We start from the raw sequence: 21,249 nt of genomic DNA, 5'->3' as shown, positions 1-21,249 counted from the left end.
AATGCGGGTGAAAAACCCGCACGCCGAAAGCCCAAGGTTTCCTTGCGCAACGTTAATCGGCGCAGGGTGAGTCGGCCCCTAAGGCGAGGACGAAAGTCGTAGTCGATGGGAAGCAGGTTAATATTCCTGCACCTCGCGTAAGTGCGATGGAGGGACGGAGAAGGTTAGGTGTACCGGGCGTTGGTTGTCCCGGGGAAAGGCGGTAGGTTTGGATCTTTGGCAAATCCGGGATCCTTTAAGACCGAGCACCGAGACGAGTCTTTAAGACGAAGTCACTGATACCACGCTTCCAGGAAAAGCTCCTAAGCTTCAGCTTACGCAGACCGTACCGTAAACCGACACAGGTGGGTAGGATGAGAATTCTCAGGCGCTTGAGAGAACTCGGGTGAAGGAACTAGGCAACATGGCACCGTAACTTCGGGAGAAGGTGCACCCTTTTTGGTGGCTCGTGCGAGCTATAGCTGAAGAGGGTCGCAGTAACCAGGCCGCTGCGACTGTTTATCAAAAACACAGCACTCTGCAAACACGAAAGTGGACGTATAGGGTGTGACGCCTGCCCGGTGCTGGAAGGTTAATTGATGGGGTCAGCCGCAAGGCGAAGCTCTTGATCGAAGCCCCAGTAAACGGCGGCCGTAACTATAACGGTCCTAAGGTAGCGAAATTCCTTGTCGGGTAAGTTCCGACCTGCACGAATGGCGTAACGACAGCGGCGCTGTCTCCACCCGAGACTCAGTGAAATTGAAATCGCTGTGAAGATGCAGCGTTCCCGTGGCAAGACGGAAAGACCCCGTGAACCTTTACTATAGCTTTACACTGAACGTTGAGTTCGTCTGTGTAGGATAGGTGGGAGGCTATGAAACCATGGCGCTAGCTGTGGTGGAGCCATCCTTGAAATACCACCCTGTCGTGCTTGACGTTCTAACCTGGGCCCATTATCTGGGTCGGGGACCGTGTATGGTGGGTAGTTTGACTGGGGCGGTCTCCTCCTAAAGAGTAACGGAGGAGCTCGAAGGTACGCTCAGCGCGGTCGGACATCGCGCACTGTGTGCAAAGGCATAAGCGTGCTTGACTGCAAGATCGACGGATCAAGCAGGTAGGAAACTAGGACTTAGTGATCCGGTGGTTCTGTATGGAAGGGCCATCGCTCAACGGATAAAAGGTACTCCGGGGATAACAGGCTGATACCGCCCAAGAGTTCATATCGACGGCGGTGTTTGGCACCTCGATGTCGGCTCATCACATCCTGGGGCTGTAGTCGGTCCCAAGGGTATGGCTGTTCGCCATTTAAAGTGGTACGCGAGCTGGGTTCAGAACGTCGTGAGACAGTTCGGTCCCTATCTGCCATGGGCGTTGGAGATTTGAGAGGGGCTGCTCCTAGTACGAGAGGACCGGAGTGGACGAACCTCTGGTGTTCCGGTTGTCACGCCAGTGGCATTGCCGGGTAGCTATGTTCGGAAGCGATAACCGCTGAAAGCATCTAAGCGGGAAGCGCGCCTCAAGATGAGATCTCCCGGGGCACAAGCCCCCTGAAGGAACCATGTAGACTACGTGGTTGATAGGTCAGGTGTGTAAGTACAGCAATGTATTGAGCTAACTGATACTAATGATCCGTGCGGCTTGACCATATAACCTCAAGTTGCCTTGGCTTTACGACAGCGTCGTAAGAGCATCCAAGTGCACGCTACGTCACAAGAACTATGCGAGGCTGGCGCCTTGTCCCTCGGGACGAGTGCGACTCTCCAAAAGCCTCCCTGGTGAAATTAGCGCTGTGGAACCACCCGATCCCATCCCGAACTCGGAAGTGAAACGCAGCTGCGCCGATGGTAGTGTGGCTCAAGCCATGCGAGAGTAGGTCATCGCCAGGGTTTATACAAAACCCCGCTGCTCGCGCAGCGGGGTTTTTCTTTATGCGTTTCAACAGCCGATGTTTCAGCCGGCGTTGTCGTGCCCCAGAAACGGCTGGATCACTGCCGCGATCTGCGCAGGCGCTTCCATATGCAGGTGATGGTTGCCCGGAAACACGGCCAGGCGCCCGTCGCGCAGGTGCTGCAGTCGCTCGCTGCGCATCGGCTCGGGATAGTACGACTGCGCGGGAGTCGCGTAGATCACCTGCGTAGGGCAGGCGATGGCCTGCAGCAGGTTGTCGATCTGGCCCTCGCTGAGCCGGATGGCGGTGGGCAGCATCAGGCGCGGATCGCTGCACCAGCGATAGCCGCCCTCTACGGGTTCGACCCCGCGCTCGACCAGCAGGCGCGCGCAGCCTTCACTGAGCTGGTTGGTCATCATCCGCGCGCGGATCGGCGCGGCAAGATCGGGAAAGACCCTGAGCTGCTTGCGCGATAGCGCGCGCGTGGCAGTCACATGCTCACGCAGCCGATGCGCGGTGTCCTCTTCAGGTCCCCGCAGGCCACCCAGCGCTTCGATGGCGACCAGGCGTTCGATGCGGTCACTGACCGCCGCAGTGAGGCTGGCGATGCCCGCGCCCATCGAGTGGCCGAGCAGGCTGAAACGCTCCCAGCCCAGCGCGTCGGCCACGTCAAGCACGTGGCAGATCGCGGCAGCGGTGGTGTAGCTGGCGCCGGCCGGGAGATGGGCGCTGTGGCCATGGCCAGGCAGGTCGATGGCCACCAGATCCAGATGGGGCAGATGCGGCGCGAGTGGCACGAAGCTGGCGGCGTTATCCAACCACCCATGCAGGGCCAGCACACGCGGGCCCTCCCCGTGATTGCGCAGGCCGGCCACGCGCGCGCCGCCGACCTCGAGTTCGAACCCCTGCAGGCTCATGCCAGCGAGGCCACGGCCAGCCGTGCCAAGGCACGCGCGTGCTCGGATCCATCGTTGAGGCAGGGGATGTAACGCATCCGTGCGCCGCGTTCGGCGAGGGTTTCAGTGAATCCCATCTCGACTTCTTCCAGCGTTTCCAGGCAGTCGGTGGCAAAGCCGGGACAGACCACGTCGATCTGCTTCACGCCGGCCTCGGCCAGCGCCCACAGGCTGGGTTCGGCATACGGCTGCAACCAGCGCTCGCGCCCGAAACGCGACTGGTAGCCGAGCTGCCACTCGCTCCGTTCCAGGCCCAGCGCATTGGCGATCGCCTGCGCACTGGCCTCGCAGCGCTGCGGATAGGGATCACCGCCATCGGCCAGGCGCTGTGGAATGCCGTGGAAGGAGAACATCAACCTCTGGCCACGGCCATGCGCCTGCCAGTAGCGCTGGATGGAGGCTGCCACGGCTGCGACCCAGTCCGGGTCGACCGAGTAGTCCTGTACCAGGCTGACCGTGATGCCCGGATTCCTGCGCTGCCAGGCATCGACACGATCCTCCACCGATGCGGTGGTGGTGGTCGAATACTGGGGATAGAGCGGCAGCACGACGATGCGCCGCACGCCTTCCGCCGCCAGCCGGTCCAGTTCCGCGGTCAATGCGGGTTCGCCATAGCGCATCGCATGGCGCACGCGCAGGGTCGGCAGCAGTGCCTGCATGGCCTGCGCCAGCCGCCGGGTATGGACCATCAGCGGCGAGCCCTCGGGCAGCCAGACCTGGGCGTACTTGGCGGCCGAGCGGCCGCTGCGCAATGGCAGGATCAGGCCGCGCAGCAGCGGCTGCCACAGCAGCGCCGGAATCGACACCACGCGCGGGTCGGACAGGAACTCAGCCAGGTAACGGCGTACGGCGGGGGCCGTCGGCGTCTCGGGCGTGCCTAGGTTGACCGCCAGCACGGCGGTATCGGGTGCGTCGAGCATGGGTCTCATTGTCGCCGATCTGCCGCTGTATCGGGATGCAGGATCTGCATCGCAGGCATAGTCATCTCCGATGCGGGACCGATGACGCTCATTGCCGATTCATCACAACACTACTAATTTCAGTCACTTGCTATATCTTCTTATGGACTGACTTCTGGAGCCTGCCATGCGTCGCCCGATCCAAGCCCTGCTGATCGCCGCCAGCCTGCTGTCCAGCCAGGCCATGGCCGGGCCGCAGGAAGACCAGCGCGCCCGCAACGCGGTGCGTGTGCTGGCTGAAATCCAGGAAATCCCTGAACAGGGGATTCCGGACAAACTGCTCGACGAAGGCCGCGCGGTCATCGTCATTCCCGACACGATCAAGGCAGGCCTGGTCATCGGTGGCCGCCGCGGGCATGGCCTGATGTCGGTCCGCATGCCCAACGGCGCGTGGTCCAACCCGGTCTTCGTCAAGCTCACCGGCGGCAGCATTGGCTTCCAGGCCGGCGTGCAGTCGTCGGACGTGGTGCTGGTGTTCCGCAACGACCGCAGCCTGGACAACCTGGTCAACGGCAAGTTCACCCTAGGCGCCGATGCCGGTGTGGCGGCCGGTCCGGTCGGCCGCAATGCGGCCGCGGCCACCGACGGCCAGCTCAAGGCCGAAATCTGGTCGTGGTCGCGTGCGCGTGGCCTGTTCGCCGGCGTCGCCCTGGACGGTGCGGTGCTGCAGATCGACGATGCCGCCAACCTTGACGCCTATGGCAGCAACACCACGCCGCGGATGATCTTCGAGGGCCGGGCAGCAGGTGCGCCGTCGATGGATGTGGTCGCCTTCCGTGATCGCCTGGAGGAGGCGACCTATGCCGCGCGCAACAACCGCGGTGGCAATGGTGGCACGGCCTCGCGCCCGGCTCCGGCGCCGACGGTCGCACCGCCGCCTGTTCAGGCAGCCCCGGCGGTCCCGGCGGAAGCCACCACCGCGCCCCTGCAGAACGTGCCGCAGAACCCGCCGCCACAGCAGCAGGGCTTCCAGCCGGTCAATGAAGGCGAAATCCGCACGGAGACGCTGGGCGGGAACTGACTTTCGTCACGCGCGCCGGCTAACGGCCGGTGCGCTATGCTCGACAGCCTGATCACTAACGTAACGAGCGTCTTTATGGGCAGTTTCAGCATCTGGCATTGGTTGGTCGTGCTGGCCATCGTCCTGCTGGTGTTCGGCACCAAGCGTCTGACCAGCGGCGCCAAGGACCTCGGTTCGGCGGTCAAGGAATTCAAGAAGGGCATGCGCGACGAGGACAAGCCGAACGCGCAGCTGGGCGATGAGACGCGCAGCCAGGACGCCTCGCGCACCGCGCAGGACGAGCACGACCGCAACGCACGCTGATCCGGAGCGGTCGCGGTGTTTGATATCGGCTTCAGCGAACTGCTGGTCATTGCGGTGGTCGCCCTGGTGGTGCTCGGTCCCGAGCGTCTGCCCAAGGCGGCCCGTTTTGCCGGCCTGTGGGTCCGTCGTGCCCGCAATCAGTGGGACTCGGTGAAACAGGAACTGGAGCGCGAACTGCAGGCCGAAGAGATCAAGCGGCAGATGCAGGACGTGCGGCAGGGCATGCAGGACACCGAGAACCAGTTGCGTGCCAGCGGCGAGGCGATCCGTCGCGAAGCCGCGCAGGCACAGCAACAGGGTGATGCGCTGGCGCAGGAGACGCGGGCACCGGCGCCGGCGGACCTGCCGCCGCATGTCAGCCAGGCACAGCAGGCTGCACCTCCCGCGTCCATGGGCGACGGCACTGCGGCCGATGCCGGCGGGGCGTCCGCTGCATCCGCAGCGGATGTAGACGACACCCGTCCGGTGCCAGCGTCGCAGAGCGAGGAGCGCGGCCGATGAGCGAACAGGATTTCGGCGAGAGCTCGCTGGTTGAGCATCTGGTGGAGCTTCGCGGCCGCCTGGTGCGTGCGCTGCTGGGCCTGGGCGTGGTGCTGCTGGCACTGCTGCCCTTTACCCAGAAGTTGTACAACGCGCTGGCCGAACCGCTGGTCTCGCAGCTGCCGAACGGCCAGACGATGATCGCCACCAACCCGGCCGGCGCCTTCTTCGCTCCGTTGAAGCTGACCTTCTTCGTCGCGCTGTTCGTGGCGGTGCCGTGGCTGCTGTACCAGCTGTGGGCCTTCGTCGCGCCGGGACTGTATGCCCGCGAAAAACGCCTGGCGGTGCCGCTGCTGGTGTCGTCGGTGCTGCTTTTCTACACCGGTTGCGCCTTCGCGTATTTCCTGGTGTTGCCGGCGGTGTTCCACTTCCTCACCACCTTCAGCCCCGATGTGATCGCGATCACTCCGGATGCCAACGCTTACCTGGATTTCGTGCTGGCGATCTTCTTCGCCTTCGGTGGCAGCTTCGAGCTGCCGGTGGCGATGGTGATCCTGGTGCTGCTGGGATGGGTGACGCCGCAGCAGTTCAAGGAAGGCCGTGGCTACGCGATCGTGGGCATCTTCGTGGTGGCGGCCGTGCTGACGCCGCCGGACGTGGTCTCGCAGCTGATGCTGGCGATCCCGATGTGCCTGCTGTACGAGCTGGGCATCCATGCCGCGCGGTGGCTGGTGCCGTCCTCGGTGGTGAAGAAGCCCGCCGCGTGATGCGGCAGCGCCGGGCATGGCCCGGCATGGGTAGTCCGCCGGGCATGGCCCGGCGCTACCGTTGGGCGTGCTCAGGCGTGGAAGACGTCGTTCGCCGGCGGCGTGGCCGGAACCGGCGGAGCGCCACGGCTGCCACGGTGCACGAACATCTGCTTCCAGGCGGCATACACCGCGCCGACGTACAGCGGCATCACCACGGTGGTCAGCAGCAGCTGTGCGATGAACACGGCAACCATCTGCCCCCCCAGCAGCATCGAGATCTGGATCACGATCACGAACAGGATGTAGCCGCAGAAGGCGGCGATTACGCCGAGCACAGCGAACACCGCCATCGCCGCGATGTTCTCGATGCAGCCCTGCAGGCTCAGGCGCAGGGCGTGCATGCCGCTCTGCTTGTCGAACACCACCAGCGCTGGCTGGGTGAACATCGCCAGGGTCAGTGCGATGGCGGTCACGAACACCAGCAGCATCCACAGTGCGATGCGCGTGGCTGGCAGCTGGGCGACCAGTTCGGCGGCGGCTTCGGGGCTGACCTGCTGGTTGCTGCGGGCGATCTCTTCCATCCGTGCCATGACGTCGCTGAAGGCGGCGAAGCCTTCGCGACCGATCATCAGGTACAGCAGCACGCCCAGCAGCAGGACCACCAGCACCTGGATCGCCAGCGGCACCAGCAGGTGGCTGACGCGGTGGTCACGGATCGGCTGCAGCAGGTGGGTGACCAGGCCGGGCCGGCCGTCGTCGATCTCGCCCATGGCGTACAGCATGCCGCCGAACATGATCGGCGAGACGGCCAGGGTCATCAGCTGCACGGCCAGACCGAGCGCGCCGGGCACCAGGGTGGACAGCAGGGTGACCACCCAGCTGACCAGCATCCAGGTCAGGCCGATCCGCGCCAGCTGCAGCGGTGCACGCCGGTACAGGGAGAACGTATCCAGCAACCACTGGGCGCCCGCCGAGGCCGGCAGCTTGCGAATCTCTTTCATGGACATCCGGAGAGGACAGAAGGGGAGCGGGCAGTACCCGCGCCGCCGATTATCCCTGTTTTGCCGCCGGCTGGGCTGAAGACTGCCGTGCCTGGCGGACGAAACGGCGCAGCAGCTGCCGGGCCAGGGGGGCGGCGCTGACCGCGCGCTCGATGCTGCGGGCGCAGCCACCATGGCGGCCGATGCAGTCGGCCCGCGCACGCACGTAGCCGCGCATGTGGTGGGTGGCGAACTCGGGATGGAACTGCACGCCCCACGCCTGCCGGCCCCAGCGGAAGGCATGGCAGCCATCCTGCGGCGACCGTGCCAGCACGGCGGCCCCCTCGGGGGCACGCAGTACGGTCTGCAGATGGGTCGCGTGTGCCGCGAAATGCTGCGGCAGCCCCTGGAACAGGGGGTCCTGTGCTGCCTGCGGCTGCAGCTCCAGTTCAATGGTGCCCGACTCGCGTCCGGCCGGGTTGTAGGCCACTTCGCCGCCCAGCGCATGCGCCAGCAGCTGGTGCCCGTAGCAGATGCCGAACACCGGCACGTCATCGTGGGCGGCCTGCCGCAGCCACGCCGCGCTGCGCTCGCTCCAGTCGGCGTGGTCGGTGACGAAAGCGGCCGAGCCGGTCACCATCACCCCGGCGAACGCGCGCGGGTCGGGCAGGACGCCGCCGTGCTCGACATCGACCACCACCGTCTCGTGTTCTTCCAGGCCGGCGGCGACGCGGATCCAGTGCGGGAAACGCCCATAACGACGCAGCGAGGGCACTGGACGGCCGGTTTCAAGAATCAGGAAAGGCGCTGGGTTCATCCGGGGGCGGCAGGACAGACAGGACTTCCTCGATTGTAGTCAGCCCCTGCGCCACCTTTTCAAGCCCCGCCTGGCGCAGGGTTCGCAGGCCCTCGGCACGGGCGGCACGGCTGAAACCGGCCAGATCCATGTCGGCGCGGATCTGCGCGCGAAGCCGCGAACCCAATGGCAGCAACTCATACAGGCCGATGCGGCCGAGGAAACCGGTGCGCCGGCACTCCAGGCAACCGACCGGCCGACAGGGCGTGGCGGCATCTGGATATGCGGCATGGCTATCAGCCAGTACCGCCCAATCGGCGGCACCGAGCGTATGCGGCTGCTTGCAGTGCGGGCACAGGGTGCGCACCAGGCGCTGGGCGAGGATGCCGTTGACGGTGGAGGCCAGCAGGTAATGCGGCACGCCCAGGTCGAGCAGGCGGGTGATGGCCGAGGGGGCGTCGTTGGTGTGCAGGGTGGACAGCACCAGATGGCCCGTCAGCGACGCCTGTACCGCCATCTGCGCGGTTTCCAGGTCGCGGATCTCGCCGATCATGATGATGTCCGGATCCTGCCGCAGCAGGGTGCGTACGCCGCTGGCGAAGTCCAGGTCGATGTTGGTCTGCACCTGCATCTGGTTGAACTCCGGCGCGATCATCTCGATCGGATCCTCCACCGTGCACACGTTCACGTCCGGGGTGGCCAGGCGCTTGAGCGTGGAGTACAGGGTGGTGGTCTTGCCGGAGCCGGTCGGGCCGGTCACCAGCACGATGCCGTGCGGACGCTCGACCAGGGCGTTCCAGCCGGCAGCCTCCTGCGGGCTGAAACCCAGCTGGTCGATGCTCTTGAACGCCGCATCCGGGTCGAAGATGCGCATCACGCACTTCTCGCCGAACGCTGTGGGCATGGTCGACAGGCGCATTTCCACCTCGCGCCCACCCGGTGACCGGGTCTTGATGCGGCCATCCTGCGGCCGGCGACGCTCGGCCAGGTCCATGCGGCCCAGCACCTTGATGCGGCTGACCACGGCGGTCATCACCGCCGGTGGCACCTCGAACACCTTGTGCAGCACGCCATCGATGCGGAACCGCATGCGGCCCATGTCGCGGCGCGGCTCCAGGTGGATGTCCGACGCACGCTGCTCATAGGCGTACTGCAGCAGCCAGTCGACGATGTGCACGATGTGCTGGTCGTCGGCATTGACGTCGCCGGTGCGGCCGAGCTCGACCAGCTGCTCGAAGCTGGGCAGGGCGGTGTTCACCTCGCCGCGCACGTCGCCGCGTGCGCCACGCACCGAGCGCGTGACGCCGTAGAACTCCATGGTGTAGCGGTGCAGGTCCAGCGGATTGACCACGGCCAGCTCGATGCGGCGGCGGGTCAGGTGCTGCAGGTCGCGGCGCCATTCCTGTACCAGCGGTTCGCTGGTGGCCACCAGCACGCGTTCGGCGTCCACCGCCAGTGGCAGGAAGCGATGGCGGCGCGCATAGGCGTGCGAAACCAGGGCCGTGACCGCCGCCACATCGACGCGGGTCGGGTCGATGCGCAGGTAGCGGGTGCCGGTGCGCCGCGCCAGCCACTCGGTGAGGCGTTCCAGGGTCAGTTCGCCGCCGTCGCTGGCGGCAAGCTTGAGGTTGGACAGCAGTACCAGCGGATGGACTTCACTGGCGTTGCGGGCGCCCTGCGCGGAAAACCGCACGCGCTCGCGGTCCTGCCCGGCCACCAGGCCATCGGCCAGCAGTGCGGCCGAGACCTGTTCAAACAGCAGGCGGCCCCACGGCAGCGGTACCGCGCCGGGCTCGCCGGGCGTGCCCGCCGGCAGCCGATGTTCCATCTGCCTGCTCCTCCCGGGTACGGAATGCCCCGCAGGTCGGCCGTTATACTAGCGCACCCCCTTGCCGGCCAAGAATCGTCCGCATGTCCGCGACCCCGACCGTTCCGATCACCTTCCAGGGCCTGATCCAGACCCTGAACCAGTTCTGGGCCCAGCAGGGCTGCGTGCTCATCCAGCCGCTCGACCTGGAGGTGGGCGCCGGTACGTTCCACCCGGCGACCTTCCTGCGTGCGATCGGTCCGGAAGGCTGGAACGCGGCCTACGTGCAGCCCTCGCGCCGTCCCACCGACGGCCGTTACGGCGAGAACCCGAACCGCCTGCAGCGCTATTACCAGTACCAGGTGGCGATGAAGCCGGCGCCGGACAACATCCAGCAGCTGTACCTGGATTCGCTGCAGGCGCTGGGCATCGACCCGCTGGTGCACGACCTGCGCTTCGTCGAGGACAACTGGGAGTCGCCGACCCTGGGTGCCTGGGGCCTGGGCTGGGAGGTCTGGCTCAACGGCATGGAAGTGACCCAGTTCACCTACTTCCAGCAGGCCGGTGGCCTGGAGTGCCGCCCGGTGCTGGGCGAGATCACCTATGGTCTCGAGCGCCTGTGCATGTACCTGCAGAACTGCGACAACGTCTACGACCTGGTGTGGACCTACGGGCCGGACGGACAGCCGGTGACCTACGGTGACGTCTATCACCAGAACGAGGTGGAGCAGAGCACCTACAACTTCGAGCATGCCGACGTGGAAGAAATGTTCCACCGCTTCGACGCCTGCGAGCGCGAGGCGCAGAAGCTGGTCGAAGTGGGCCTGCCGCTGCCGGCCTACGAGCAGGTGATGAAGGCCAGCCACACGTTCAACCTACTGGATGCGCGCCGCGCCATCAGCGTGACCGAACGCCAACGCTACATCCTGCGCGTGCGTGCGCTGGCCCAGGCGGTGGCCCGGGCCTACTACGAGCAGCGCGAGAAGCTGGGCTTCCCGGGCGCGAAGAAAGCCTGACGGCCGCTCTCCCACCCTGCTTTTCATCACCCCCGGGGCGCCGGACGCGTTGCGCGCTGCGCCCCCCACCACAGGATCGAACCGATGAGCCAATTGTCCCCCCTGCTGATCGAACTGGGCACCGAGGAGTTGCCGGTCAAGGCGCTGCCGGGCCTGGCCCAGGCGTTTTTCGACGGTGTTGTCGAAGGCCTGCGCAAGCGCGGCATTGCACTGGACACGGGCGATGCACGCCCGCTGTCCACCCCGCGCCGGTTGGCCGTGCTGCTGCCGGGCGTCGGCCTCGAACAGCCGGAGCAGCACAGCGAAGTGCTGGGCCCGTACCTGAACATCGCGCTGGATGCAGAAGGCCAGCCGACCAAGGCGTTGCAGGGCTTCGCCGCCAAGGCCGGCATCGACTGGACCGCGCTGGAGAAGACCACCGACAACAAGGGTGAGCGTTTCGTGCATCGCGCGGTGACGCCGGGCGCGAGCACCGCCGATCTGCTGCCCGAGATCCTGCGCGAGGCCATCGCCGCCATGCCGATCCCCAAGCCGATGCGCTGGGGCGACCACCCGTGGGGCTTCGCGCGGCCGGTGCATTGGCTGGTGCTGCTGCACGGCAAGGACGTGGTCGCGGCCGAGTTGTTCGGCCTCAAGGCCGACCGCATGAGCCGTGGCCATCGCTTCCACCATGACAAGACCGTGTGGCTGACCCAGCCGCAGGACTACGTCGAATCGCTGCGCGCGGCCCATGTGCTGGTCGACCCGGCCGAGCGCCGCGCGCGCATCGTCGCCGAGGTCGAAGCCGCCGCCGGCAAGGCTGGCGGCAGTGCGCGCATCACCGAGGACAATCTTGAGCAGGTGGTGAACCTGGTCGAGTGGCCCTCGGCAGTGCTGTGCAGCTTCGAGCGCGCCTTCCTGGCCGTGCCGCAGGAAGCGTTGATCGAAACGATGGAGATCAACCAGAAGTTCTTCCCGGTGCTGGATGACGCGGGCACGCTGACCGAGAAGTTCATCGGCATCGCCAACATCGAGTCGAAGGATGTGGCCGAAGTGGCCAAGGGCTACGAACGCGTGATCCGCCCGCGCTTCGCCGATGCCAAGTTCTTCTTCGATGAAGACCTGAAGCAGGGGCTGGCCGCGATGGGCGAGGGCCTGAAGACCGTGACCTACCAGGCCAAGCTGGGCAGCGTGGCGGACAAGGTCGCGCGCGTGGCGGCGCTGGCCGAAGCGGTTGCCGTGCAGGTGGGTGCCGATCCGGTGCAGGCCCGCCGCAGCGCGGAGCTGGCCAAGAACGACCTGCAGTCGCGCATGGTCAACGAGTTCCCGGAACTGCAGGGCATCGCCGGCCGCCATTACGCGGTGGCGGGCGGAGAATCGCCGGACGTGGCGCTGGCCCTCGACGAGGCGTACCAGCCGCGCTTCGGTGGCGATGACATCGCGCTGTCGCCGTTGGGCAAGGTGCTGGCCATCGCCGAGCGTGTGGACACACTGGCCGGCGGGTTCGCGGCGGGCCTGAAGCCGACCGGCAACAAGGATCCCTTTGCCCTGCGCCGCAACGCACTGGGCCTGGCCCGTACGATCATCGAGAGTGGCTTCGAGCTGGACCTGCGCGCGCTGCTGGCCAGCGCCAACCAGGGCCTGGCTGCGCGTGGCGTGCAGGCCGATGTGGGTGAGCTGTACGACTTCATCCTGGATCGCCTGAAGGGCTATTACGCCGACAAGGGCGTGCCGGCCACCCACTTCAACGCGGTTGCCGAACTGAAGCCGGCGTCGCTGTACGACTTCGATCGCCGCCTCGACGCGATCGGCACGTTTGCAGCGCTGCCCGAGGCCGAGGCCCTGGCCGCCGCGAACAAGCGCATCCGCAACATCCTCCGTAAGGCTGAAGGCGACATTCCGGGCCAGATCGACCCGTCGCTGCTGCAGGAGGAGGCCGAGCGCGCGCTGGCCGAAGCCGTCACCGCCGCCATCGACGACACGGGCGCCAGCCTGCATCAGAAGGACTACGTGGCCGTGCTGGCCCGCCTGGCCCGCCTGCGCCCGCAGGTCGATGCATTCTTCGATGGTGTGATGGTCAATGCCGAAGACCCCGCACTGCGCGGCAATCGCCTGGCGCTGCTGACCCTGCTGGGCGAGCGACTGGGCAAGGTCGCCGCGATCGAGCATCTGTCGAGCTGAGTGGTCGCGCCGGGCCACGCCCGGCGAACGCGCGGTGTGGTGCTGGAAGAAGCCGCCGGGCATGGCCCGGCGTTACCGACATCATGCGGATGATGTCGGTAACGCGTATTTTGACCGCCACTTAACAACCGATGCCTGAAGGCGTGATGCATTTCGCATCGTCACGTTGGGTCGGTATGCTGTGCCGCATGCAGCCAAAGAAATACGCCCTGCCGCTGATGGTCCTGTCGCTGGTCGCCACCCCCGTGGCCCACGCGCGCGGCACCATCGACAAGGTGGACATCAAGGGATTGGACAAGGGCGACGACGCCGCGATCATCGAGAACATCCAGGAATCGCTCACGCTGTACGACACGATCGGCAAGGAGCAGGGTGAATCGCGGCTGGAGTACCTGCTGTCACAGGCCGAGCGGCAGACCCGGCAGGCGTTGGAGCCGTTCGGGTACTACAACCCGGTGATCACGGTGGAGGCGCCGCGCCAGGACGAGCATGTGCAGGTGCTGATCCACGTCGACAAGGGCACGCCGGTGACGGTGCGGCGCGAGCACATCGACATCACCGGCCCGGCCATGTACGACCAGTACCTGCAGGATGACCTGAGCGCCTTCAAGCCACGCAAGGGCCAGCGTTTCGAACATACCCAGTACGAAGCCAGCAAGATCACCATCACCCGCCGCCTGGCCGAGCGTGGCTACTTCGATGCCGATTACACCCAGCGCCAGGTACAGATCACCCGGGCCGACAACGCCGCGGACATCGACCTGACCTGGGACAGCGGCCGCCGCTACAACATGGGCCCGGTCCGGTTCGAGCAGGATTACTTCGTCGACAAGCTGTTCGATCCGCTGGTGTACTGGGAACAGGGCAGCTACTACCACGAAGGCAAGCTGGACCGGCTGCGCGAGTCGCTGACCAAGCTCGACTACTTCAGCGTGATCGACATCCAGCCGCGGCCGGACCAGGCCGACGACAATGGTGAGGTGCCGGTCGACGTCAAGCTGACCCGTGCCAAGCGCACGATCTACACCGCGGGCCTGAGCTACGGCAGCGAGAGTGGTCCCGGTGTACGCGGCGGTGTCGAGCGGCGGTTCCTCAACAACCGCGGCCACAAGATGAACACCCAGCTGGACTATGCGCAGAAGCGCAAGAGCCTGGTGACCAGCTACCGGATTCCCGCGTTCGCCTGGCTTGATGGCTGGTATACCTTCGCCGCCAGCGCCTACGACGAGCAGACCGACTACATCGACCTGCGCAACTTCAAGCTGATCGCCAGCCGCAGCGGCGAGATCAACGAATACTGGACCGCGATCGCGTCGGTCAACGCGCTGCGCGAGCGCTGGCGCTATGCATCGGGTACCGAGTTCACCGACGCGGTCTACAACACCTCCACGCTGGTCTATCCGCAGCTGGTGGCCGACTACGTCAATGTCGATGACGAGATGTTCCCGCGCAAAGGCATCAGCGGCACGGCCACCGTGCGCGCGGGCGTTGAAGGCGCCGGCTCCGATACCAGCTTCGTGCAGGCCAATGCCGTGCTTCGCTGGTACGTTCCGGTGGGCGAAAGCAACCGCCTGATCCTGCGTGGCGAGGGGGGCACCACCTGGACCAGCGATCTGGTGGCGATGCCACCCAGCCTGCGCTACTTCGCTGGCGGTGACCGCAGCATCCGTGGCTATGCCTACCGCGAGGTGGGCCCGCGCACGCCCGCGCCGGACAAGTACGCGCTGGGTGCCAAGAACCTGGTGATCGGCTCGGCCGAGTACGAGCACTACTTCAACGGTGGCCCCTGGGGTGCGGCGGTGTTCGTCGACACCGGCAGTGCCTTCGACAACACCATCGACCTGCATACCGGTGTGGGCTTCGGCGTGCGCTGGAAGTCGCCGGTGGGCCCGGTGCGCATCGACGTGGCCCACGGCCTGAACAACCCGGATTCGCAGTTCCAGCTGTATCTGAACATCGGAGCGGACCTGTGAGCACGCCCGCACAGACCCCGGGAACACCGCCGCCGCGCGTGCGCTTCTATCGCCGCCGCCGCTTCTGGGCATGGTCTGGCGTGGGCGTGCTGGGTCTGGTCCTGCTCGGCCTGCTGCTGCTGTACTGGCTGCTGCAGACCGTGGCCGGCCGTGACGTGCTGCTGGCGCAGGTGGTCGCGCGCCTGCCGGTGGGTGCCAGCTTCACCTGGGACAAGGTGGACGGACCGGTGGCCGGCCCGCTGACGCTCTACAACGTCGACTTCCGCTATGACGACATCCACTTCCATGCCGAGCGCGCGTACCTGGAGCCGGACCTGCGCCCGCTGCTGGGCCGCAAACTGCTGCTCGACAGGCTGGAACTGACCAATGCCTCGCTGAACCTGGCCAAGAGCGAGGAGCCGTTCAAGCTGCCGTCGTGGCCGGACTCGCTGCCGCAGATCGAGATGCCGCTGGCCATCCAGGCCGACGCCATCGCCATCGACGGTTTCCGGGTGACCCAGGCCGGTGAACCGGTGATCGACATCAGCCGCGTGCGCGGCGGGGTGGAAATCGCCAACGGCGAATTCCAGGCGCGCGCGCTGGTCGTGGACAGCGATATGGGCAACTTCACCGCCCAGGGCCGCTACATCCCGGCCAAGGACTACGACACCGACGTGACCGTCACCGCGGTGCTGCCGGCGCCGCGTGGGCGCACGGCCGCCACGCTCGGCCTGGTTGCACGGGGCAATCTGGCGCACATGGAAGTGGCCGTGGCCGGGCGCGCGCCCAAACCGCTGCATGCGATGCTGGTGTTTGACGGGCGGACCGATCCGAGCTGGAGCGCGACCGTGCGCAGCGACGAACTGGACCCGGCTCTGCTGTCGCCAGCGCTCGCGGGTTCGGCCATCGCGCCACTCGCGCTGGATTTCAGCGCCACCGGCAAGGGCGGCAACGCCCAGCTGCGCGGCACGGTGAAGCAGGGCGAGCAGGCGCTGGAGCTGGCGCCCTCGGTCATCTCGCTGCAGGACCAGGTGCTGAAGGTCTCGCCGCTGGTGGTGAAGGGACTGGGGGGCGAGGCACGCCTGGAAGGTACCGCTGATTTCAGCCAGGAAGACCAGCAGAAACTCGATTTCTCGGTCATCGCCCATGATCTGACCTGGGTGCCGGCGGAGGATCCGAACACCGCCGGTGGTCCGCCCGTACCGGTGACACTGAAGGAAGCCCGCTTCGGCCTGGCAGGGACGCTGAAGGCATGGGCTGCGATCGGTCGTGCCGACGTGGAGCGTGAGCAGCAGAAGGCGCAGCTGCGTTTCGACGTGCGCGGCAACGACCAGGCGGCCTCGATCCGCGAGCTGCAGGCGCAGACGCCCGGCGGGCAGTTGCAGGTGGAGGGCCAGGTGGCATGGGCACCGCAGCTGGACTGGGATGCCAAGGCCACATTGAAGGACTTCGACCCGGGCTATTTCGTGCCTGGATGGAATGGCCGGCTGTCGGGCAATTTGGCGTCCAAGGGCCGCCAGCTGCCGCCGCCGGCAAATGCCCCGCCGGGTACTGCCGGCACGCTGGAAGCCACGGTCGATCTGCCGTCGCTGAAGGGCGTGCTGCGTCAGCGCAACCTCGATGCGCAGGGCAAGTTCGCGCTGCAGGGCGAACAGGGCCAGGGCGAGCTGAAGCTGGCCGTCGGCAGCAGCCGGGTCACCGCCTCGGGCAAGGTGGGCGACCGCCTGGACATCGACGCACGTTTCGAACCGCTGCAGCTGAGCGACCTGCTGCCTGGCGCCGATGGCGGCCTGCGCGGGCAGGTACAGGTGACCGGCCCGCGTGACGCACCGGACATCACCGCGGACCTGGTCGGCAACAACCTCAACTGGGATGGCTATGGCGCCGAGAGCCTGAGCATCAAGGGGCGACTGCCGTGGCGTGGCGACAGCGGCACGCTGGCCGTGCAGGGACAGCAGGTCAACGCCGGCATGCTGCTGGAACGGTTGAACATCGATGCGCAGGGCAGCGTGTCGAACCTGCGCCTGGCGGCACAGACCCGCAACGAACTGGGCGCGATCGACCTGCAGGGCAGCGTGCGCCAGCAGGGCCAGCAATGGCGGGGCGAACTGGCTTCGCTGCGTATCGCACCGGTGAAGGGCGATGCCTGGGCGCTGCGCGCGCCGGCCGCCTTCGCCATCAACAATGGCAGCTACACGCTGGCCGAGGCCTGCCTGGCTGCCGCCAGCAGCGGGGCGCTCTGTGCGCAGGCGAACTGGCCGCGCGAGGGCCTGGTGGTGCGCGGCGATGCGTTGCCGCTGGCACTGGTGCAGCCGTGGCTGCCGCCGCAGTCCGGACGTCGCATCTACCTGCGCGGCGAGCTCGGTCTGGATGCGCAGATCCGGCCGCGCGGCAATGCGTGGGAAGGACACGTCGAAGTGCGTTCGCTGGAGGGCGGGGTGCGCCTGGGCGAGAACCGCAACGTCGGTGGCGACAGCACCCGGGGCGAACTGGTGCGTTATGACCAGTTCTCGCTGAAGCTGGACATGACCCCGGCCAGCATCAAGGGCTATCTGGGCATGGGCTTCCAGGGCAACGGCTTCGTCGATGCCAGGATGCAGACCGGCTGGGAAGCCAGCGCGCCGTTGAACGGTGAGCTCTACCTCAACATGTCACGGCTGTACTGGCTGGAGCTGTTCTCGCCGGACATCGTGCGCCCGACCGGCCTGATCGAGGGCCACGTGAGCCTGCGCGGTACCCGTGGCCAGCCATCGCTGGGCGGCGACGCGCAGCTGAGCAATTTCAAGGGCGAATTCCCCGCGCTGGGGCTGACGTTCGACCAGGGCAAGGGCAGCTTCGTCGCCCAGCCCGACGGCTCGGCCAAGATCACCGCGCAGGCCAACTCGGGCCAGGGCACGCTGTATGTCGATGGCGGCCTGTCCTGGTTCGGTGATGCGCAGCCGCTGCAGCTGAAGATCCACGGCGAGAACGTGCTGCTGTCCAATACCAGCGAACTGCGCATCGTCGCCAACCCCAATCTGGACTTCACCCTGGCCAAGGCCGCGATGGAGCTGCGTGGCACCGTGCATGTGCCGGAGGCGGACATCGATCTTGAGCGGCTGGATCGCGGGACGTCGGTTTCCGAGGACGTGGTGGTGCTGGACCCGGCCGATCCGGAGGAATCGCGCACTTCGCCGCTGGACATGGACCTGACCGTCAGCCTGGGCGACAAGGTGAAGATGACCGGCTTCGGCCTGAAGGGCGCGCTGACCGGCAAGATGCAGGTCTGGGCCAAGCCCGGTCGCGAGATGACCGCCAATGGCGGGCTGGAGGTCAGTGGCCGCTACAAGGCCTATGGCCAGGACCTGACCATCACCCGCGGCAACCTCAACTGGAACTACAACGCCGTATCCGACCCGCGCATCAACATCCGCGCCGAGCGCCGGATCGGTGATGTCACCGCTGGCATCGACGTGACCGGCCGTGCACAGCAGCCGCGTGCGGACGTGTGGTCCGACCCGGCGATGTCGCAGTCCGAAGCGCTGGCCTATCTGGTGCTGGGCCGCAGCCTCACCGGTGCCAGCAGCGACCAGGCCCAGCAGGTCAATGCAGCCTCGGCCGCACTGTCGGCCGGCAGCGGCCTGCTGGCGTCGCAGCTGGGGGCCAAGCTGGGCCTGGACGATGCGGGCGTAAGCCAGTCGCGCGCGCTGGGCGGATCGGTGATCGGCGTGGGCAAGTACATCTCGCCCAAGCTGTATGTGGGCTATGGCGTATCGCTGGTCGGCGCCGGTTCGGTGATCACCCTGAAGTATCTGCTGCGCCGCGGTTTCGACGTGGAAGTGGAGTCGAGCACGGTGGAAAACCGCGGCTCGATCAACTGGCGGCGGGAGAAGTAACCCGCCGCCATCGACCGGTAGCGCCGGGCCGCGCCCGGCGGGAGCCGCGCCCGGCCCCCAACCATCGGCCGTTGCCCCTGCCGGCCCCAGCGGCTATGGTCCCGGGCTGTTCTGTCGTACCGGATCGCCTCATGTCGCCACGCAAAACCCTTCCTGCCGCCCTGGCCCTGGGCCTCACCCTCGCTGCGGGCGCCCATGCCGATGAAGGCATGTGGATGCCGACCCAGCTGCCGGAGCTGGCCAAGCCGCTGCGCGCAGCGGGCTTCATGGGCGATCCGGCTGACCTGGCCAACGTCACCGCACCACCGCTGAGCGCTGTGGTGCGGGCCGGCGGCGGCACCGGTTCGTTCGTTTCCGCCGACGGACTGCTGTTGACCAACCACCATGTGGCGATGGGCGTGATCCAGTACAACAGTTCGCCCGAGCACAACCTGATCGACAACGGCTTCATCGCTCAGGGGCGCGCCGACGAGCGGCCGGCCAATCCGGACTTCCGTGTGCTGGTCACCGTCGGCTTCGACAAGGTGACCGATCAGGTGCTGGCCAATGCCCGTGGCAAGACCGGCCGTGCGTACTTCGATGCGGTCGATGCGGCCAGCAAGCGGATCGTGGCGGAGTGCGAGAAGAACGGCAGCGTGCGCTGCTCGGTGGCCAACATGTACTACGGCACCGATTTCTATCGCATTGCCCAGCTGGAACTGAGCGATGTGCGCCTGGTCTACGCGCCGCCGCGTGCGATCGGCAACTATGGCGACGAGATCGACAATTTCATGTGGCCGCGCCATACCGGCGATTTCACTCTGCTGCGTGCCTATGTCGGCAAGGATGGCAAGCCGGCCGCGTACAGCAAGGACAACGTGCCGTATCAGCCACCGGCGCACCTGAAGATGTCCGTTGAAGGTCCGAAGGAGGGCGATTACGCGATGCTGGCCGGTTACCCGGGCATCACCTACCGCCACCGCACCGCGGCCGAGTTCGCCAGCCAGGTCGATGCGGTGTTGCCGCGCCGGGTATCGGTGTTCCAGCAGATGATCGACACCATCGAGGTGGCAACTGCCAAGGACGCGCAGGCGCGTACCCGTTACGCTTCGCAGCTGCAGTCGCTGAAGAACAACCGCAAGCGCGCCGCCGGTGAGCTGGAAGGCCTGCTGCGCAGCGATGCCAAGGCGCAGCGCGCTGCCGACGAGTCGGCCATGCTGGCGGCCACCGACCGCCGGTACCGGAGTGACATCCAGGCGTTGCTGGCCAATCTCTCGCAGGGTGCGGCGGTGGGTGAGCGCGACCTGCTGCTGGAGCAGATGGCCAACCAGAGCCAGCTGCTGCGCTCGGCGCTGCTGCTGGAACGCCTGCGCATCGAGTCGGCCAAGCCGGATGCACAGCGCGAAAGCGGTTACCAGCAGCGCGACCAGGCGATGATCGAGGGCGTACTCAAGCAGGTGCAGCGTCGGTATGCAGCGGAGGTCGAAAAGGCGCTGCTGACCACCCTGCTTACGCGATACCAGCAGTTGCCGGACGCGCAGCGCGTGGCCGAGTTCGATGCCGCCTTCGGCCGCACCCCGGCGCAGCTGGCGCAGGCGCTGGACACGCTTTACGCCAGCACCCGGCTGGGCGACGAGGCGCAGCGTCTCTCGCGCTTCGCCGCTGCGCGCGATGGCAAGGCCCTGGCACCCGATCCGCTGATCGCAGTGGCCGCGCCGCTGGTGGCGGCGCAGCTGCGCATCGAGAACGAGAGCAAGACCCGCGAAGGCGAGCAGCTGCGCCTGCGCCCGGCCTACATGCAGGCGCTGTTCGCCTGGCGTGCCAAGCAGGGCCGCGCGGTGTACCCGGACGCCAACCGTACCCTGCGCATCAGCTACGGCAAGGTCGAGGCACTGCACCCGCGTGACGGTGTGACCTACTCGCCGGTGACCACGGTGGCCGGTATCGTCGAGAAGAACACCAACGCCTATCCCTTCGATGCGCCGGCTCCGCTGCTGGCCGCCATCGCCAAGGGTGATTTCGGCAGCACGGCCGATCCGGCCCTGAAGACACAGACCGTCAACTTCCTGACCAACCTCGATACCACCGGCGGCAACTCGGGATCGCCCGTGCTCAATGCCAAGGGTGAACTGATTGGCCTGAACTTCGACAGCAACTGGGAATCGGTCAGTGCCAGCTGGTGGTTCGATCCGCGCTACAAGCGCGCCGTGCACGTGGACATGCGCTATCTGCGCTGGCTGTTGGCCAAGGTCTACCCGGCGCCGGAACTGTTGAAGGAAATGGGCGTTCCGGCCCAGTAAGTCGCCGGCCACGACCCCGGTCGTGGCCCGCACCGCGTAGGCCCCCCAC

The 21,249-nt window shown here is 66.5% G+C and carries 14 protein-coding genes and 2 rRNA genes (1 of these 16 cut by a window edge); 11 read left to right on the top strand and 5 right to left on the bottom strand.

What is annotated here, in order from left to right; genetic code table 11:
- Both ACZK08_RS19260 and rrf read left to right on the top strand, forming a co-directional pair.
- A 23S ribosomal RNA gene (locus ACZK08_RS19260) occupies positions 1-1,625 on the top strand (it extends 1,255 nt beyond the left edge of the window).
- 125 nt (positions 1,626-1,750) lie between these two features.
- A 5S ribosomal RNA gene (gene rrf, locus ACZK08_RS19255) occupies positions 1,751-1,865 on the top strand.
- 64 nt (positions 1,866-1,929) lie between these two features.
- On the opposite strand, the gene ACZK08_RS19250 is transcribed toward rrf, so the two are convergent.
- On the bottom strand, positions 1,930-2,784 hold the full coding sequence (locus ACZK08_RS19250; RefSeq protein ID WP_065181399.1) for an alpha/beta fold hydrolase: 855 nt from the start codon (positions 2,782-2,784) through the stop codon (positions 1,930-1,932).
- The gene (gene hemH, locus ACZK08_RS19245) at positions 2,781-3,743 is read right to left on the bottom strand and encodes a ferrochelatase (protein ID WP_053517680.1); all 963 of its coding nucleotides are present in this window, start codon (positions 3,741-3,743) and stop codon (positions 2,781-2,783) included. The genes ACZK08_RS19250 and hemH overlap by 4 nt, the downstream gene beginning before the upstream one ends.
- 166 nt (positions 3,744-3,909) lie before the next feature.
- Here hemH and ACZK08_RS19240 point away from each other — a divergent pair, with 166 nt between their 5' ends.
- The 4 genes from ACZK08_RS19240 to tatC all read left to right on the top strand — a co-directional run bounded on the left by ACZK08_RS19240 (position 3,910) and on the right by tatC (position 6,353).
- The gene (locus tag ACZK08_RS19240; protein ID WP_053517681.1) at positions 3,910-4,803 is read left to right on the top strand and encodes a lipid-binding SYLF domain-containing protein; all 894 of its coding nucleotides are present in this window, start codon (positions 3,910-3,912) and stop codon (positions 4,801-4,803) included.
- A gap of 75 nt (positions 4,804-4,878) precedes the next feature.
- Complete coding sequence (gene tatA / locus ACZK08_RS19235; protein WP_053517682.1) at positions 4,879-5,106, top strand: Sec-independent protein translocase subunit TatA; 228 nt, start codon at positions 4,879-4,881, stop codon at positions 5,104-5,106.
- 15 nt (positions 5,107-5,121) lie between these two features.
- Positions 5,122-5,607, top strand: coding sequence for a Sec-independent protein translocase protein TatB (gene tatB / locus ACZK08_RS19230; RefSeq protein WP_065181400.1), 486 nt, complete (start codon positions 5,122-5,124; stop codon positions 5,605-5,607).
- Entirely contained in the window at positions 5,604-6,353 is a 750-nt protein-coding gene (gene tatC / locus ACZK08_RS19225) for a twin-arginine translocase subunit TatC (protein WP_010482410.1), read from the top strand. Before tatB ends, tatC begins: the two co-directional genes overlap by 4 nt.
- Positions 6,354-6,424: 71 nt before the next feature.
- Here the strand turns inward: tatC and ACZK08_RS19220 are convergent, their stop codons facing one another.
- Genes ACZK08_RS19220 through ACZK08_RS19210 form a run of 3 tightly spaced genes read right to left on the bottom strand, consistent with a single transcriptional unit; the run spans position 6,425 to position 9,939 of the window.
- Positions 6,425-7,336, bottom strand: a complete 912-nt coding sequence (locus tag ACZK08_RS19220) for a BPSS1780 family membrane protein (RefSeq protein WP_065181401.1) — start codon at positions 7,334-7,336, stop codon at positions 6,425-6,427.
- Between the two features lie 49 nt (positions 7,337-7,385).
- Positions 7,386-8,132 carry a glutamine amidotransferase gene (locus tag ACZK08_RS19215; RefSeq protein ID WP_053517686.1) on the bottom strand — a complete coding sequence of 249 codons (747 nt, stop codon included), beginning with the start codon at positions 8,130-8,132 and terminating at the stop codon, positions 7,386-7,388.
- The gene (locus ACZK08_RS19210) at positions 8,104-9,939 is read right to left on the bottom strand and encodes a GspE/PulE family protein (protein ID WP_065181402.1); all 1,836 of its coding nucleotides are present in this window, start codon (positions 9,937-9,939) and stop codon (positions 8,104-8,106) included. The genes ACZK08_RS19215 and ACZK08_RS19210 overlap by 29 nt, the downstream gene beginning before the upstream one ends.
- Positions 9,940-10,022: 83 nt before the next feature.
- On the opposite strand from ACZK08_RS19210, the gene glyQ reads away from it, so the two are divergent.
- The 5 genes from glyQ (at position 10,023) to ACZK08_RS19185 (ending at position 21,200) form a co-directional block, all read left to right on the top strand.
- Entirely contained in the window at positions 10,023-10,934 is a 912-nt protein-coding gene (gene glyQ / locus ACZK08_RS19205) for a glycine--tRNA ligase subunit alpha (RefSeq protein WP_053517689.1), read from the top strand.
- 84 nt (positions 10,935-11,018) lie between these two features.
- Positions 11,019-13,094, top strand: coding sequence for a glycine--tRNA ligase subunit beta (gene glyS / locus ACZK08_RS19200; RefSeq protein ID WP_065181403.1), 2,076 nt, complete (start codon positions 11,019-11,021; stop codon positions 13,092-13,094).
- Between the two features lie 176 nt (positions 13,095-13,270).
- Positions 13,271-15,067, top strand: coding sequence for an autotransporter assembly complex protein TamA (locus ACZK08_RS19195; protein ID WP_065181616.1), 1,797 nt, complete (start codon positions 13,271-13,273; stop codon positions 15,065-15,067).
- Entirely contained in the window at positions 15,064-18,921 is a 3,858-nt protein-coding gene (locus ACZK08_RS19190) for a translocation/assembly module TamB domain-containing protein (RefSeq protein ID WP_065181404.1), read from the top strand. The genes ACZK08_RS19195 and ACZK08_RS19190 overlap by 4 nt, the downstream gene beginning before the upstream one ends.
- Positions 18,922-19,052: 131 nt before the next feature.
- Positions 19,053-21,200: a S46 family peptidase gene (locus tag ACZK08_RS19185; protein WP_065181405.1), complete on the top strand. Its 2,148-nt coding sequence runs from the start codon at positions 19,053-19,055 to the stop codon at positions 21,198-21,200.
- The last annotated feature ends 49 nt before the right edge of the window (positions 21,201-21,249 follow it).

The sequence above is a fragment of the Stenotrophomonas sp. 112478_Sma genome (assembly GCF_056479905.1).
Note: the sequence above shows the minus strand (reverse complement) of the source record. Positions and strands in the feature narration are given on the sequence as shown.